This window comes from Streptomyces sp. NPDC048370 (assembly GCF_043200825.1).
Taxonomy (GTDB): domain Bacteria; phylum Actinomycetota; class Actinomycetes; order Streptomycetales; family Streptomycetaceae; genus Streptomyces.
The window spans coordinates 125,131-138,617 of sequence record NZ_JBICYI010000005.1 but is presented as its reverse complement, the minus strand read 5'-3'; the positions used below and the strand labels follow the sequence as shown (position 1 = coordinate 138,617).

Annotated in this window: 12 protein-coding genes; 6 read left to right on the top strand and 6 right to left on the bottom strand. The window is 73.2% G+C overall.

Annotation, left to right across the window (positions count from 1 at the left end; all coding sequences use genetic code 11):
• The first annotated feature begins 86 nt into the window (after positions 1 to 86).
• A complete protein-coding gene (locus ACGFYP_RS13680) occupies positions 87 to 1,022 on the top strand; it encodes a fibronectin type III domain-containing protein (RefSeq protein WP_393491422.1) in 936 nt (311 codons plus the stop codon).
• A gap of 54 nt (positions 1,023 to 1,076) precedes the next feature.
• Positions 1,077 to 2,939, top strand: coding sequence for a hypothetical protein (locus ACGFYP_RS13675; RefSeq protein ID WP_393491419.1), 1,863 nt, complete (start codon positions 1,077 to 1,079; stop codon positions 2,937 to 2,939).
• Positions 2,940 to 2,964: 25 nt separating this feature from the next.
• Here the strand turns inward: ACGFYP_RS13675 and ACGFYP_RS13670 are convergent, their stop codons facing one another.
• The 3 genes from ACGFYP_RS13670 to ACGFYP_RS13660 all read right to left on the bottom strand — a co-directional run bounded on the left by ACGFYP_RS13670 (position 2,965) and on the right by ACGFYP_RS13660 (position 6,870).
• Positions 2,965 to 4,119 carry a GDSL-type esterase/lipase family protein gene (locus tag ACGFYP_RS13670; RefSeq protein ID WP_393491416.1) on the bottom strand — a complete coding sequence of 385 codons (1,155 nt, stop codon included), beginning with the start codon at positions 4,117 to 4,119 and terminating at the stop codon, positions 2,965 to 2,967.
• A gap of 288 nt (positions 4,120 to 4,407) precedes the next feature.
• On the bottom strand, positions 4,408 to 6,030 hold the full coding sequence (gene aceB / locus ACGFYP_RS13665) for a malate synthase A (protein ID WP_393491413.1): 1,623 nt from the start codon (positions 6,028 to 6,030) through the stop codon (positions 4,408 to 4,410).
• A gap of 225 nt (positions 6,031 to 6,255) precedes the next feature.
• The gene (locus ACGFYP_RS13660) at positions 6,256 to 6,870 is read right to left on the bottom strand and encodes an NTP transferase domain-containing protein (RefSeq protein WP_393491409.1); all 615 of its coding nucleotides are present in this window, start codon (positions 6,868 to 6,870) and stop codon (positions 6,256 to 6,258) included.
• 168 nt (positions 6,871 to 7,038) lie between these two features.
• Between ACGFYP_RS13660 and ACGFYP_RS13655 the strand changes: the two genes are divergently transcribed.
• On the top strand, positions 7,039 to 7,362 hold the full coding sequence (locus tag ACGFYP_RS13655; RefSeq protein WP_361962302.1) for a DUF5955 family protein: 324 nt from the start codon (positions 7,039 to 7,041) through the stop codon (positions 7,360 to 7,362).
• 67 nt (positions 7,363 to 7,429) lie between these two features.
• On the top strand, positions 7,430 to 8,797 hold the full coding sequence (locus ACGFYP_RS13650) for a pyridoxal phosphate-dependent decarboxylase family protein (RefSeq protein WP_393491405.1): 1,368 nt from the start codon (positions 7,430 to 7,432) through the stop codon (positions 8,795 to 8,797).
• Positions 8,798 to 8,830: 33 nt separating this feature from the next.
• Here ACGFYP_RS13650 and ACGFYP_RS13645 read toward each other — a convergent pair whose 3' ends face one another.
• The gene (locus ACGFYP_RS13645; protein ID WP_393491402.1) at positions 8,831 to 9,469 is read right to left on the bottom strand and encodes a response regulator; all 639 of its coding nucleotides are present in this window, start codon (positions 9,467 to 9,469) and stop codon (positions 8,831 to 8,833) included.
• On the bottom strand, positions 9,466 to 10,635 hold the full coding sequence (locus tag ACGFYP_RS13640; RefSeq protein ID WP_393491399.1) for a sensor histidine kinase: 1,170 nt from the start codon (positions 10,633 to 10,635) through the stop codon (positions 9,466 to 9,468). Before ACGFYP_RS13640 ends, ACGFYP_RS13645 begins: the two co-directional genes overlap by 4 nt.
• Positions 10,636 to 10,747: 112 nt before the next feature.
• Here ACGFYP_RS13640 and ACGFYP_RS13635 point away from each other — a divergent pair, with 112 nt between their 5' ends.
• Together ACGFYP_RS13635 and ACGFYP_RS13630 are read left to right on the top strand one after the other, a co-directional pair.
• A complete protein-coding gene (locus ACGFYP_RS13635) occupies positions 10,748 to 11,833 on the top strand; it encodes an ABC transporter permease (protein ID WP_393491395.1) in 1,086 nt (361 codons plus the stop codon).
• Positions 11,830 to 12,513, top strand: a complete 684-nt coding sequence (locus ACGFYP_RS13630; RefSeq protein ID WP_393491392.1) for an ABC transporter ATP-binding protein — start codon at positions 11,830 to 11,832, stop codon at positions 12,511 to 12,513. Before ACGFYP_RS13635 ends, ACGFYP_RS13630 begins: the two co-directional genes overlap by 4 nt.
• Before the next feature lie 81 nt (positions 12,514 to 12,594).
• On the opposite strand, the gene ACGFYP_RS13625 is transcribed toward ACGFYP_RS13630, so the two are convergent.
• Positions 12,595 to 13,404 (bottom strand): IclR family transcriptional regulator, encoded by an 810-nt coding sequence (locus ACGFYP_RS13625; protein WP_361962314.1) that lies wholly within the window; start codon positions 13,402 to 13,404, stop codon positions 12,595 to 12,597.
• Positions 13,405 to 13,487: the final 83 nt, after the last annotated feature.

Here is a 13,487-nt window from a genome sequence, read left to right as displayed (position 1 = left end):
GCCGGGGTCGCAGGACCCGTGCCATACAGGTCTGGACCAAGTCGACGGACGGAGGCATTCCTGTGCAACGCCCGCTCGCGGCAAGCATGTTGACGACCCTCGCGCTCACGCTCCCCCTGGCGGTGGCCTGCTCACCCGCCCCCGCGAAGGACACCGAGGGCCCCACCGCCCCCACGGGCGTCACCGCCGCCTCCGGCAGCGCCCAGACCGTCCACGTGATGTGGAACGCGGCCACCGACGACCGCGCGGTCACCGGCTACGAGGTCTACCAACAGGGCCGCAAGGTCAAGGACCTCCCGGCCACCACCCTCATGGTCGACATCGTGAACCTCACGCCCGCGACCCCGTACGCCTTCACCGTCCGCGCCCGCGACGCCGCCGGAAACCGCTCCCCGCACAGCACGACCGTCCCGGCCACCACCCTCGCGGCGACCGCCCAGGACCGCACACCCCCGACGACCCCCCGCGCGCTGCGCGCCACCGCCGACGGCACCCACGCGGCCACCCTGACCTGGCAGCCTGGCCGGGACGACACCGAGGTCACCGCGTACGACATCTATCAGGCCGACGCCCGGATCCACACCGTCCCCGGCACCGCCACCACCGCCCGCCTCACCGGCCTGCGCGCCGGCACCGTCTACTCCTTCACGGTCCGCGCCCGCGACGCCGCCGAGAACTCCTCCCCGGACAGCGCCACGGCCGACCTCACCACCGCGCCGGCCCCCGGCGCCGCCCCCAACACGGCCCCCACGGACCTCACGGCCAAGGCGGTGAAAGGCGAGGTCACCCTGACCTGGACCCCACCCCGCACGGGCGCCCCGGTCACGGAACACCAGCTCTTCCTCGACGGCGCCTTCGCCACCACCATCATCTGGGGCGCCGACCCTCCACCCGGCCGAGCGACGTACACCTTCACGGTCCCCACCGCGAAGCCCGCCCGCCACAGCGTCAAACTCCGCGCCCGCCTCCCCGACGGCAGCTGGGGTGACTTCTCGGCCCAGCGCACCGTTGTCGTCCCATGACGGCGCCGCCCCGGGCATCGTCGTCCGGCCCGTGCCGGAACTACCCTGGGAAAGGTGGCAGGGACCGTGCTCACCAACACCGGGCTCGACGCGTTCCTCGACGGAACTCCGGAGCTCCGTGACCCTTCGTCCGTGCGGGCCGCGGATGCCGTCCTCGCGCTGCTCTGCCTGCGCGGGGCCGACCGCAGGAGCGGGCTGCCCGAGCCGAGCGTGGAGCTGGTGCGGCGGCTGCTCGTCGAGGACGCGCCGGCCTTCGTGTACGCGACGCCCGAGGAGCTCGCGGCCTACCCCGCCGTGCTCGTGGCGCTCACCACGCGGGTACGGGAGGCGGGGCGGCTGAACGGCAAGCGGCAGGCGCGGATCGTGGCGGCGGTCGAGGACATCGTGCCCGACTTCGAACGGGCCATGAAGGACGCCGCCAACTACACCTGGCAGCGCTGGTACGCCTCGCTGCTGCGTGCCGACGGGACCGACCCCGCCGACCCCGCGGCCGTACGGGCCTGGCTCGCCGGGCACGACGGGGTGCGGCCGCCCGACGGGCTCAACCGGGCGGACCTGATGAACCGGACCGACGTCGCCGACTCGCTCCTCGCCGACGCGCTCACCGGTGCGTACGTACGGGAGGCGGAGTCGCCCTCGCCGGCGGGACCGCTCCTCGCCGATGCGGACGTGTCGCACGGGGTGGCGAAGCTCGGGGGCCTGCTGGTCGACCGGTGGACCGCCGAAGGGCTCTCCGGCGCTCTCACGGGGCCGTACGCCCATCTCGCGCCGGGACCCGAGGCCTTCCCGCACCTCGTCCTCGCCGACACCCTCCTCGACGAGCACCTCAACTACTACGAGGACTCCTCGATCCCCCTGCCGCCGCCGCCCATGGAGGCCCACGAGCCCCAGCGTTCCGTCGAGGCGGGCGCCGATCTGCTCGCGGCGGCCGTCGAGGAGATGAAGGGGGAGGCCGGCGGCCTCTACGACGGCGAGGCGGCGCACCTGCTGTACGCGCTCTACCAGCGGGGCGCCTGCGCCGAGTCGGTCGCGCGCCGGGCCGCCGAGTTCGAGGACTGGCCGGTCGACCCACGGCTCGAGGACGCGCCCGTCCTCGTACCGGCGAACGCCCCCGAGACCTATGCGGTCCCGCCCCTGGAGGAGCTGTCCCGGCTCACCGGGACCGAGGCCACCGAGGAGGCACGGGCCGCGCTCGAACCGGGCGCCCGCGCCATGGCCGACACCGTCGACCGGCTCGCCCGCACCGGCATGGTCTTCCGCACCGGCGACGCCTTCGGCCTCACGCCCTGGGGCGTCGAGGTCCTCCACTACCTGCTGCGCGTGCGCTGGGTCGCGGCGCCCGACGGCAAGGAGACCGCCGCCTGGGACGCCCCCACCGTGATCGCCGCCGCCGAGGGCTGGTCCGCCTCCGCCGCGACCCGGGTCCTCGCCGAGTGGCTGCACGCCCACGGCGACTCCGTGGACGCCTGGTCCGCGCTGCTCGGCGCCCTCGGCACCGTCCACGCGGGGACCTTCGAGGCCGCCGGGACCCGCGCGCTCTTCGGCTTCCTCGACCCGGCCGCCGTCCCCGTCGAGGCGCTGCGCGGCGCCCTCGACGACCCGGTGATGGGTGCGTACGCCTACGGGGTGCTGCGCGCCCGGGGCGAGTCGGCGGACGAGACCCTGGTGCCGGCGTCCGCCCGCGCCGTCCTCGTCCTGGACCGGCTCGCCCGCCATGTGGACGACCGACGGACGGTCCTCGACACCGCCGCCGCGGGCCGGCCGGGCGGCGTCGACGCCCTGGTCGCGGAGATGGCGGCCGTCGACCCGTACCTCGCGGAACGGATCCTCGGGGCGCTCCGCATCCCGATGCCGGTGACGAAGCGGACGAACGAGCGGGCGCGGCGCCGCGGCCGGAGCGGACGCCGCACCCGCTGATCCCCGTGGGGGGTCGGTACGACCGTCAGGAGACGGCCGTCAGATACATTCCGGAGGCTCCGGCCCCCGCGGTGTTGCGGCACGAGAAGTTCCCGCTCGGCCGCGCGTGGATCAGCGCGAGACAGCGGCCGAGCGCCAACTGGCCGTAGTGGTTGGGGTGGACGTTCTCCTGGATCGGCCCCTGGGTCTCGTTCGGGTCGATCCAGCGCGCCCACTCGCTGGTCGTGGCCGAGGCCGGGACCGTCGCGCTGACCAGTTTGCTGTTCTTCGCGCACACCTCACGGCCCTGGAGCATGTCGCGCAGATCCATGAACTGGACGCCCTTGCTCGCAGCGACCCCCTTGAGCCGGTTCGAGACCTGGGGGACCAGCGAGTCCCGCGCCCAGTCGGAGTCCAGGTTCCAGAAGGGGCAGCCGCCCGTGTTCGTCCGGGTCCAGCCGCTCTCCGCGTACCGGTTCTCGGAGGCGCGCGGGATGGGGGAGGGGTACGACTGGAGCACGATCCGGTAGTCGGAGGCGGCGTATCCGGCGCCCGCCATCACCGCCCGGATCTCGTCGACGGACTTCCCGACGCCCGCCATCGCCGTGTCGATCTTCGCGTCCACCTCGGCCTGCTGGTCGTCGTGGCAGTACGAGTACCAGACGATGTAGTCGGTGGCGCAGCTCCTGATGATGTCCGCGAAGCCCAGGTCGTTGCCGCCGATCGACAGCACGATCGTCCCGACGTCGTGGGAGGCGGCGACGGCCGCCAGCTGGTCGGCCTGCGGCGCCTCGCCCTTGTACGCGACACCGCCCTGCGAGGCCCGGAAGACGTTCCGGGTCGTCGCCCCCGAACAGGCCAGGTTGACGAGGGTCGAGGCGATCGGGCCCGCGCTCCGCACCTCGGCCGAGTCGGAGCGGTGGCAGCCGTTGGCCGCCGTCGTCCCGTACACCCGGGAGGGGTCGTACGCGCTCCCCGTCCACGCCCGGTCGGTGCCGTTGCGGCTGCCGCTCGTCGTCAGGCTGTTGCCCTGCCAGCGCCCTGCCTCGCCGGAGATGTAACTGTCCCCCATCGACACGACGGCGGTGGGTCCGGAGCCGTTCGCCGCGACGGTCGGGGTGACCCCGGCGGTCAGGAGGGCGCCGACGGCGAGGGCGAGGGTGACGAGTCTTCGGGACGTGCGGCGGGGGGTTCTGGGCATGGCTGTGTTCTCCTGCGTCGGTGCAGAGGAGTGGGGGACAGCCGCCGGCCGGTGGCATGCGGAATCTGGCACGCCATGGCTTGTTACCGCTAGGTAGCGTCTGGTTTCGGTTGCGTCACGTGCCCTGTGAAACGCACTGGAGCGAAACTCCCGGGGAGCGGAGAACGGCTCCGCCCCCGGTGCTGTGCGTTCACCGGGGGCGGAGCCGTTCTTCGCGGGTCACCGCGTTCGTGCGGGGGCGCCGCGTGTTGTTCGGCCGCTGTGCGGGTCAGCCGAAGAAGGGGGGACTCAGCCGATGAGCTGGTCGTACGCGGGGAGCGTCAGGAAGTCCGCGTAGTCGGCGTCGAGCGAGACGTGGAGCAGCAGGTCGTGCGCCTGCTGCCACTTGCCGGCCGCGAAGGCCTCCTCGCCGATCTCCGCGCGGATGGCGGCCAGTTCCTCCGCCGCGACCTTGCGGGCCAGCTCGGGCGTGGCCTTCTCGCCGTTCTCGAACACCACGCCCGCGTTGATCCACTGCCAGATCTGCGAGCGCGAGATCTCGGCCGTGGCCGCGTCCTCCATCAGGTTGAAGATGGCGACCGCGCCGAGGCCGCGGAGCCAGGCCTCGATGTAGCGGGTGCCGACCTGGACGGCGTTGCGCAGACCGTCGTACGTGGGCTTCGCGTCGAGCGAGTCGATGGCGATCAGGTCGCCGGGCGCCACGGACACGTCCTCGCGCAGCCGGTCCTTCTGGTTCGGCTTGTCGCCGAGGACCGCGTCGAAGGAGGCCATCGCGATCGGGACCAGGTCAGGGTGGGCGACCCAGGAGCCGTCGAAGCCGTCGCCGGCCTCGCGGTCCTTGTCCGCCTTGACCTTCTCGAAGGCGACCTTGTTGACCTCGGCGTCCTTGCGGGACGGGATGAAGGCCGCCATGCCGCCGATCGCGTGCGCGCCGCGCTTGTGGCAGGTGCGGACGAGGAGTTCGGTGTACGCCCGCATGAACGGGGCGGTCATCGTGACCGCGTTGCGGTCCGGCAGGACGAACTTCTGCCCGCCGTCACGGAAGTTCTTGACGATGGAGAAGAGGTAGTCCCAGCGGCCCGCGTTGAGGCCCGCGGCGTGGTCGCGGAGCTCGTAGAGGATCTCCTCCATCTCGTACGCGGCCGTGATCGTCTCGATGAGGACGGTGGCGCGGACGGTGCCCTGCGGGATGCCGACGTAGTCCTGCGCGAAGACGAAGATGTCGTTCCAGAGGCGGGCCTCCAGGTGCGACTCCGTCTTCGGGAGGTAGAAGTACGGGCCCTTGCCGAGCTCGATGAGGCGCTTGGCGTTGTGGAAGAAGTAGAGGCCGAAGTCGACGAGCGCGCCGGGGACCGGGCGGCCCTCGAAGGTCAGGTGGCGCTCCTCCAGGTGCCAGCCGCGCGGCCGCATGACGACCGTGGCCAGCTCGTCGGCCGCCTTGAGCGCGTAGGACTTGCCCGAGCGCGGGTCCGTGAAGTCGATGTTGCGCGTGTACGCGTCGATCAGGTTGACCTGACCGAGGACCACGTTCTCCCAGGTCGGGGCAGAGGCGTCCTCGAAGTCCGCGAGCCAGACCTTGGCGCCGGAGTTCAGCGCGTTGATCGTCATCTTCCGGTCGGTCGGGCCGGTGATCTCGACTCGGCGGTCGTTCAGGGCCGCCGGGGCCGGCGCGACCCGCCAGGAGTCGTCCGCGCGCACGGCGGCGGTCTCCGGGAGGAAGTCGAGGGTCGAGGTACGGGCGATCTCGGCGCGGCGCTCCGCCCGGCGGGCGAGGAGCTCGTCCCGGCGCGGCGTGAACCGGCGGTGCAGCTCCGCCACGAAGGCGAGGGCCGCGTCGGTCAGCACCTCCTCCTGCCTCGGCAGGGGCTCGGCTTCGACGACGGCCAGGGGGGACGGCGCTGGTGCGGACATGAACTGTCACTTCCTTCAGCGGACTTCACGGGCGGTGCCTTGCGGCCGCCGGGCGTCACGGGGCGGCACGCAGTGCCGCAGCGCCGAGATACGGCCGCGGAGCGCCGTCAGGGGATCAGGCGCTTCTGAACAGTGGATACTAGTTTCCTCATGGTGGAAGTTCAATCGTTTGTTGATATCGAGATTCTCTGGATCGACAGAACATGGCGCTCAGTGCCACTCCCTTCACTCAAGGTGCGCCAGATCCGCCTCCGTGTCGATGTCGTACGGCTCGGCCACATCCGAACAGTCCACGAGCGTGATCGCATCCCGGTGCTCCTTCAGGTAGTCCCGCGCCCCCTGGTCGCCGACCGCCCCCGCCGCGATCCCCGCCCAGCGGTCCGCGCCGAACAGCACCGGATGCCCCCGCTTCCCGTCGTACGAAGCCGCCACGAGCGAGTCGCGCGAGCGGTACGCCGACCGGACCCGCGCCACCGCCTCCGCGCCGATCCCCGGCTGGTCCACCAGGGACACGAGCGCCGCGTCCACCGGCAGCGCCTCGGCCGCGAGCGAGGCGAGCCCCGCCCGCAGCGAGGACCCCATCCCCTCCGCCCACTCCGGGTTCTCGACCAGGACACAGCCGGGCAGCCGCGCCCGCTCCCGTACGCGCTCGGCCGAGGCGCCGAGGACGACATGGATCACCTCGCAGCCGCCCTCGCGCAGCGCGCGCACCGCGTGCTCGATCAGCGGGCGGCCGCGATGGGTCAGGAGCGCCTTGGGGCGGCCGCCGAGGCGCCGCCCGCCGCCCGCGGCGAGGAGCAGACCGGCCACCAGGGGGGTGGGATGCTGTGCGTTCGTCATGCTGACTGCATACCGCATGACACGGACGCCTGAATTGTGTCCGCACAGTGGCGCGCCGGGCGCGGCATGGCGTTAACTTGCCAGCGGCTCCGGGCGCCTGACCCTCGTTCGTCGGGTCGGGTCGTGGTGGGGAGTTCGGCGCACAGTGTCGTGCGAGGGGGAGAACTTTTGTTGCGAAGCGTTGGGCAGAGGCGTGTGACAACCGACGGCGACGAGGACCCGAGGGTGGCGGAGCTGCGTGCCGCCGTCTCCCGGCTCCGCCGTGAACTCGCGGGCCACCGGGCCGAGTTCACCGACCGTGGCATCGCCGAGGACGAACTCGCCGCGCTCGACGCGATGGCCGTCAGCGGCGTCCCCGAGGTACGGCGCCTGCGCCGCTCCCTGCTCCTCATCGCCGGCTCGATCGGCTCCGTCAGCGCCCTCGCGAACGGCTTGGCAGGCGTCCGCCAGGCCGTCGAACTCTTCGGGGAGCCTCCGCGCGAGCTGAGGTGACGTCGCCAGGCGCGAGGGGGTGGGCCGCGGCTTGCGGGGTGGCGGCGGCTGTCCCATAGTCCGAGGTATGGACGCGCGCGAGGCGGCGCTCCGCCAGGCGTACGACCATGCCGTCCGCTGGCTGGCCAGCCTGTCCGACCGCCCGGTCCCCGCCCGCGCCTCGGTCGACGAGATCGTGCGCGCGCTCGGCACCGCACTGCCCGACGGCCCGAGCACGCCCTCCGACGTCGTCGACCTGCTGGCCACAGCCTGTGAACCGGGGCTCACGGCCTTCCCCAGCGGCCGCTTCTACGGCTTCGTCGTCGGTGGCGGCGAACCCGCCGCGCTGGCCGCGGACTGGCTGGTCAGCGCCTGGGACCAGAACTGCGTGATGCGCACCGTCACCCCGGCGTACGCGGCGGTGGAGGAGATCGCCGGTGCCTGGCTGCTCGATCTGCTCGGGCTGCCGGACGGCAGCGCCGTCGGCTTCACCACGGGCGCCACGATGGCGAACTTCACCTGCCTCGCCGCCGCGCGTGACGAGGTGGTCCGGCGCGTCGGCGGGGACGTCGCCCGTGAGGGACTCGCGGGCGGCCCGGCCGTGCGCGTCGTCGCAGGCGAGCACCGCCACATGGCCATCGACCTGGCGCTGCGCTACCTGGGCCTGGGGAGGCCGGAACTGGTGCCCGCGGACGACCAGGGACGCATCCGGCCCGACGCCCTCCGGGACACCCTCGCGGCCGGTGGGCGGAGCCCCACCCTGGTGATCCTGCAGGCCGGAGACATCCACTCCGGCGCCTTCGACCCCTTCGTCGAGACGATCCGGGCCGCGCGCGAGGCGGACGCCTGGGTACACGTCGACGGCGCCTTCGGGCTCTGGGCCGCCACCTCCCCGCGCCACGCCCATCTGGCAGCGGGCTGCGCACAGGCCGACTCCTGGGCGACCGACGCCCACAAGACCCTGAACGTCCCGTACGACTGCGGGCTCGCGATCGTGCGCGATCCTCCCGCACTCCGGGCCGCCATGGGCCTGCGGGGCGACTACCTCATCCAGCACGAACTCGGTGACCCCATCGACAAGGTCCCCGAGCTCTCCCGGCGCGGCAGGGCCTTCCCCGTCTGGGCGGCCCTCAGGTCCCTCGGCCGCTCAGGAGTGGCCGACCTCGTCGAGCGGCTGTGCCGGCACGCCTCCGCGTTCGCCACCGGCATCGCCGCGCTCGACGGCGCCACCGTCCTCAACGACGTGGTCTTCACCCAGGTCTGCGCCGCCTTCGGCGACGACGCCCGGACGGAACGGGTCCTCACCCGGCTCCTCGACGACGGCACGACGTGGATCAGCGGCTCCACCTGGCACGGCCGGCGGGTCATGCGCATCTCGGTCAGCAACTGGTCCACGACCGACGACGACGTGACGCGCGCGCTCGACGCGATCCGGCGCGCCGCCGACAGCGCGTGAGACCGGAGCGGGCCCGCCCGTGGCCGCCGGCCGTCACCGCCGGATCAGGCGCCGGGAGGTCGCCGCCGCCACCGCAGCCGTACGGGAGTCCACGCCCAGCTTGGCGAAGATGTGCACCAGATGGGACTTCACCGTCGCCTGGCTCAGGAACAGCACCTTGCTGATCTGCTGGTTCGAAAGACCCTCGCCCACCAGCTGGAGCACCTCGAGCTCCCGCTTCGTCAGTGCCTCCGCCGGGGTCCGCATCCGGTCCATCAGCCGGTGCGCCACCGCGGGCGCCAGCGCCGATCGGCCCGCCGCGGCCGTGCGGACCGCCGCCGCCAGCTCCTCCGGCGGCGCGTCCTTCAGCAGATAGCCCGAGGCCCCCGCCTCGACCGCCGCCAGGATGTCCGCGTCCGTGTCGTACGTGGTCAGGACCAGGACCCTCGGCCCGCCGGTACGCGCCGTGATCGCCGCGGTCGCCTCCGAGCCGTGCATCCCCGCACCGAACTGCAGGTCCATCAGGACCACGTCCACCCCGCCCGCCGCGTCAAGCTCCACCGCCAGCTCCACCGCCCGCTCGGCCGTGGCCGCCTCGCCGACCACGGCGAAGTCCGGCTCGGTGTCCAGGACCGCGCGCAGCCCGGCCCGTACCACCGGATGGTCGTCGGCGAGAAGGAGACGGATCGTCATGTCGACACTCCAGCGGGAAGGGGGAGGGACACGGCGACGGCCGTGGCCTGACCTGGGGCGGACTCCACCGTGAACGCGCCGCCGAGCGACTCCGCCCGCGCGCGCATCGCCGGCAGCCCGAAGCCGCCGTCATCGGACGAAGGAGAGAGCAGCGCCGGGTCGAAACCCTTGCCGTCGTCGACCACGTCCAGGGTCACCGAGGCGTCCATGAACGACAGCGTGATCTCCGCGCGCGTCGCCGAGGCGTGCCGCACCGTGTTCGCGAGCGCCGACTGCGCGATCCGCAACAGCGCCACCTCGTACGGCGTCGGCAGCTCCACCGGCGTCCCGCTCACCGTGAGGCGCGCCCTCGGGGAGCCCTCGGGGCCCGGTTCGCACAGCCGCTCCAGGGCCGCCGCCAGCGAGCCGTGCTCCAGGTCGGGCGGCGACAGGGCCCGGACGAACCGCCGCGCCTCCGCCAGGTTGTCCTGCGCCGCCCGCCGCGCCCCCTCGATGTGCCCGGCGGCCGGCGAGCCCTCCGGCAGCGCCCGCTCGGCGGCCCGCAGCAGCAGCTGGATCGAGGAGAGCCCCTGCGCGAGCGTGTCGTGGATCTCCCGCGCCAGGCGCTCGCGCTCCGCGAGCGTGCCCGCGTGCCGCTCGGCCGCCGCCAGCTCCGCCCGGGTCTCGATCAGCTCCTCCACCATCTGCCTGCGCCGCTCGCTCTCCCGGTACAGCGCCTGGTAGCCGAGGACCGTCGCCACGGCCACCGCGCCGCCCAGCAGCGGCCCGATGAAGACCCCGGGGTTGAGCGTCGCGCCATGACGGACGTACGACAGGATCGCCGCGCCCGCCGTCAGGGCCACCGACGGCAGCGCCCAGCGGACCGGCAGCAGGTGCAGCTGGAGGAAGTACAGCGGGAACGCCACCCACAGCCCGTCGGGCGTGGCCCAGAGCAGCGCCAGCCAGCAGGCGCACAGCACGGCCAGCCAGAGCGCGGCGGCCCGCTGCGAGTCCCGTACGGAGGGCAGCGCGGACCCGACCGCGTACACCCCGCCCGTCACCGCGGCGAGCACGGTCCCGGCCCCGGAGTCCGCCCGGAGCGCCGCGAGGGCGAGCAGTCCCGCCATCAGCAGATGCAGACAGAGACGCAGCGCGCGCAGGGCGGGGGTGAGGGAACGCGGATCCATGGTCCGTCCAGCGTAGGCGGGGGCAGACAATCCGGACTCAACCGAAAGTTTGATTGCGGAGCCATCCGTGGCGCGATGCCGGGGGCGACCGGGTCCGGGAAAGCTGGTCGGCATGTTCGTGGCATGGAGAGACCTGAGATTCGCCAAGGGGCGATTCACCCTGATGGGAGCCGTGATCGTGTTGATCACGCTGCTCGTCGGACTGCTGTCGGGGCTGACCGCCGGACTCGCCCGCGAGAACATCTCGGCGATCACCGGGCTCCCGGCGGACCGGCTGGCCTTCGCCGCCCCGCCGTCCGGCCGGTCGGTCTCCTTCACCAACTCGACGGTGACGGAGGGCCAGTGGCGGCGGTGGGCCGAGCGGCCCGGCGTGACGAGCGCCCAGCCGCTCGCCATCCGCACGCTCAACGGCGCCGCCGGTGACCGTACGGTCGCCGTCTCCGCCTTCGGTACGGAACCGTCGGCGGCCCTCGCGCCCGAGAGCCGGAAGCTCGGCCCCGGGCGGGTCGTCCTCTCCGAGTCCGCGGCCCAGGAACTGGGTGTCGGCGTGGGCGGTGCCGTACGACTCGGTCCGCTGGAGGCCCGGGTCGCGGCCGTCGCGGGCGACGCCTCGTACAGCCACACGCCCGTCGTCTGGACCTCGCTCGACGACTGGCAGAAGCTCGGGCACAACGGCACCACACCCGAGGAGCAGGCGACGGTCATCGCCCTGCGCGTGACGGACGGCGCCGACCTCGGTGCCGCCGACGCGGCTCTCGGCACGGAGTCGCGGACGATCGACGAGGCGCTCACCGCCATAGGGTCCTACCAGGCGGAGAACGGCTCGCTGCAGCTGATGCGGGGCTTCCTCTTCGCCATCTCCGCGCTGGTCATAGGGGCCTTCTTCACCGTCTGGACGATCCAGCGGAGCGGTGACGTGGCGGTGCTGAAGGCGCTCGGAGCGTCGACGCCCTACCTGCTGAGGGACGCGCTCGGGCAGGCGGTGCTGATGCTCGGCGCCGGGACGCTCTTCGGCACCGCCCTCGCGGTCGGCGCGGGGGTGCTGATCAGCGGCGGGAACGTTCCCTTCGTCCTGGAGCCGCTGACCGTGCTCGGGCCGGCCGCCGTGATGATCGTGCTCGGTGTCCTCGGCGCCGCCCTGTCCATCCGGCGGATCACCGCCGTCGACCCCCTGACCGCGCTCGGGAGCGCCCGATGACTCTCCTCCTCGACGACGTGACCCTGACGTACCCCGACGGCGACGGGCGGCTGACCGCCCTCGACGCCGTCTCCCTGGAGGTCCCCGCCGGTCACCTCACCGCGGTCGTCGGGCCCTCGGGCTCCGGCAAGTCCAGCCTGCTGGCGGTGGCGGCGACGCTGGTGACGCCGGACCGGGGGCGGGTCGTCGTGGCCGGTACGGACACGGGGCCGCTGGACCGGGCCGGGCGGGCGGCGCTGCGGCGCGAGCGGATCGGGATCGTGTTCCAGCAGCCGAACCTGCTGCCGTCGCTGACGGCGGTGGGGCAGGTGCAGGTGATGGCGCACCTGTCGGGCGCGAGGCCTTCGGCGGTACGGGGGAGGGCCCTGGACCTCCTGGACGCGGTCGGGCTCGCGGGCCAGGCGGCCCGGCGGCCGCACCAGCTGTCCGGCGGTCAGCGCCAGCGGGTCAACATCGCGCGGGCCCTGATGAACGACCCGTCCGTCCTGCTCGTGGACGAGCCGACGAGCGCGCTGGACCACGAGCGGGGCGCCGCGATCATGGAGCTGCTGGCGGGTCTCACACGGGAGCGGGGCACGGCGACGGTCCTGGTGACGCACGACCGCGCGCACGCGTCACGGGCGGACACGGTGGTCCTGGTGGAGGACGGCCGCCTGACGTCGCGGACGCCGGCCGCCTGATCGAAAAGGCCCTCTCCCGGTCGGGGAGAGGGCCTTCTCGTGCGTCAGGGCCAGGGTCTTTCGTTATCCGAACGAGAGGCCCTACGCCTGGCCGTTGGCCGCCGTGTTCGCGAGGGCCGTCGAGAGTTCCTGGGCCACTTCCTGGAGGATCGGGACGATCTTCTCCGTCGCCGACTCCGTCACACGACCCGCAGGACCGGAGATCGAGATCGCCGCGGCCGTGGGGGAGTTGGGGACCGACACCGCGAGGCAGCGGACTCCTATCTCCTGCTCGTTGTCGTCGACCGCGTACCCCGCCTCCCGTACGACCGCGAGCGCGTCGAGGAAGCCGTCGGGCGTGGTGATCGTCTTCTCCGTCGCCGCCGGCATGCCCGTACGGGAGAGCAGCGCGCGGACCTCGTCCGCCGGGGTGTAGGCGAGCAGCGCCTTGCCCACGCCCGTGGAGTGCGGCAGCACCCGCCGGCCGACCTCGGTGAACATGCGCATCGAGTGCTTGGATGGCACCTGGGCGACGTAGACGATCTCGTCGCCGTCGAGCAGCGCCATGTTCGCCGTCTCGCCGGTCTCCTCGACGAGCCGCGCGAGGTACGGGCGGGCCCAGGTGCCGAGCAGCCGGGAGGCGGACTCGCCCAGGCGGATGAGGCGGGGGCCGAGCGCGTACCGGCGGTTGGGCTGCTGGCGTACGTAGCCGCAGGCCACGAGCGTGCGCATCAGACGGTGGATGGTGGGCAGCGGCAGTCCGCTGCTGGCGGAGAGCTCGCTCAGCCCGACCTCGCCCCCGGCGTCGGCCATCCGCTCCAGAAGGTCGAAGGCACGCTCGAGGGACTGGACGCCACCGCTCGCGGCGGCGGGCTTGGCGGCGTCGGTGGTGCTGGCGCTGGACGTCGGCACGTCAAGGTCCTTTCGGGGCAGGCGGGCAAGGCAGCAGCCTACCGGGCCGTCCGGTCGGACACACGGTCCCGGTCCCGGCGTAC

Excerpts from the sequence above, each read along its gene's own strand:
- ACGFYP_RS13670 (WP_393491416.1), bottom strand. The coding sequence starts at position 4,119 with ATGCCCAGAACCCCCCGCCGCACGTCCCGAAGACTCGTCACCCTCGCC.
- ACGFYP_RS13645 (WP_393491402.1), bottom strand. The coding sequence starts at position 9,469 with ATGACGATCCGTCTCCTTCTCGCCGACGACCATCCGGTGGTACGGGCC.
- ACGFYP_RS13660 (WP_393491409.1), bottom strand. The coding sequence starts at position 6,870 with ATGACGAACGCACAGCATCCCACCCCCCTGGTGGCCGGTCTGCTCCTC.
- ACGFYP_RS13630 (WP_393491392.1), top strand. The coding sequence starts at position 11,830 with ATGACTCTCCTCCTCGACGACGTGACCCTGACGTACCCCGACGGCGAC.
- ACGFYP_RS13635 (WP_393491395.1), top strand. The coding sequence starts at position 10,748 with ATGTTCGTGGCATGGAGAGACCTGAGATTCGCCAAGGGGCGATTCACC.
- ACGFYP_RS13680 (WP_393491422.1), top strand. The coding sequence starts at position 87 with ATGTTGACGACCCTCGCGCTCACGCTCCCCCTGGCGGTGGCCTGCTCA.
- ACGFYP_RS13640 (WP_393491399.1), bottom strand. The coding sequence starts at position 10,635 with ATGGATCCGCGTTCCCTCACCCCCGCCCTGCGCGCGCTGCGTCTCTGT.
- ACGFYP_RS13650 (WP_393491405.1), top strand. The coding sequence starts at position 7,430 with ATGGACGCGCGCGAGGCGGCGCTCCGCCAGGCGTACGACCATGCCGTC.
- aceB (WP_393491413.1), bottom strand. The coding sequence starts at position 6,030 with ATGTCCGCACCAGCGCCGTCCCCCCTGGCCGTCGTCGAAGCCGAGCCC.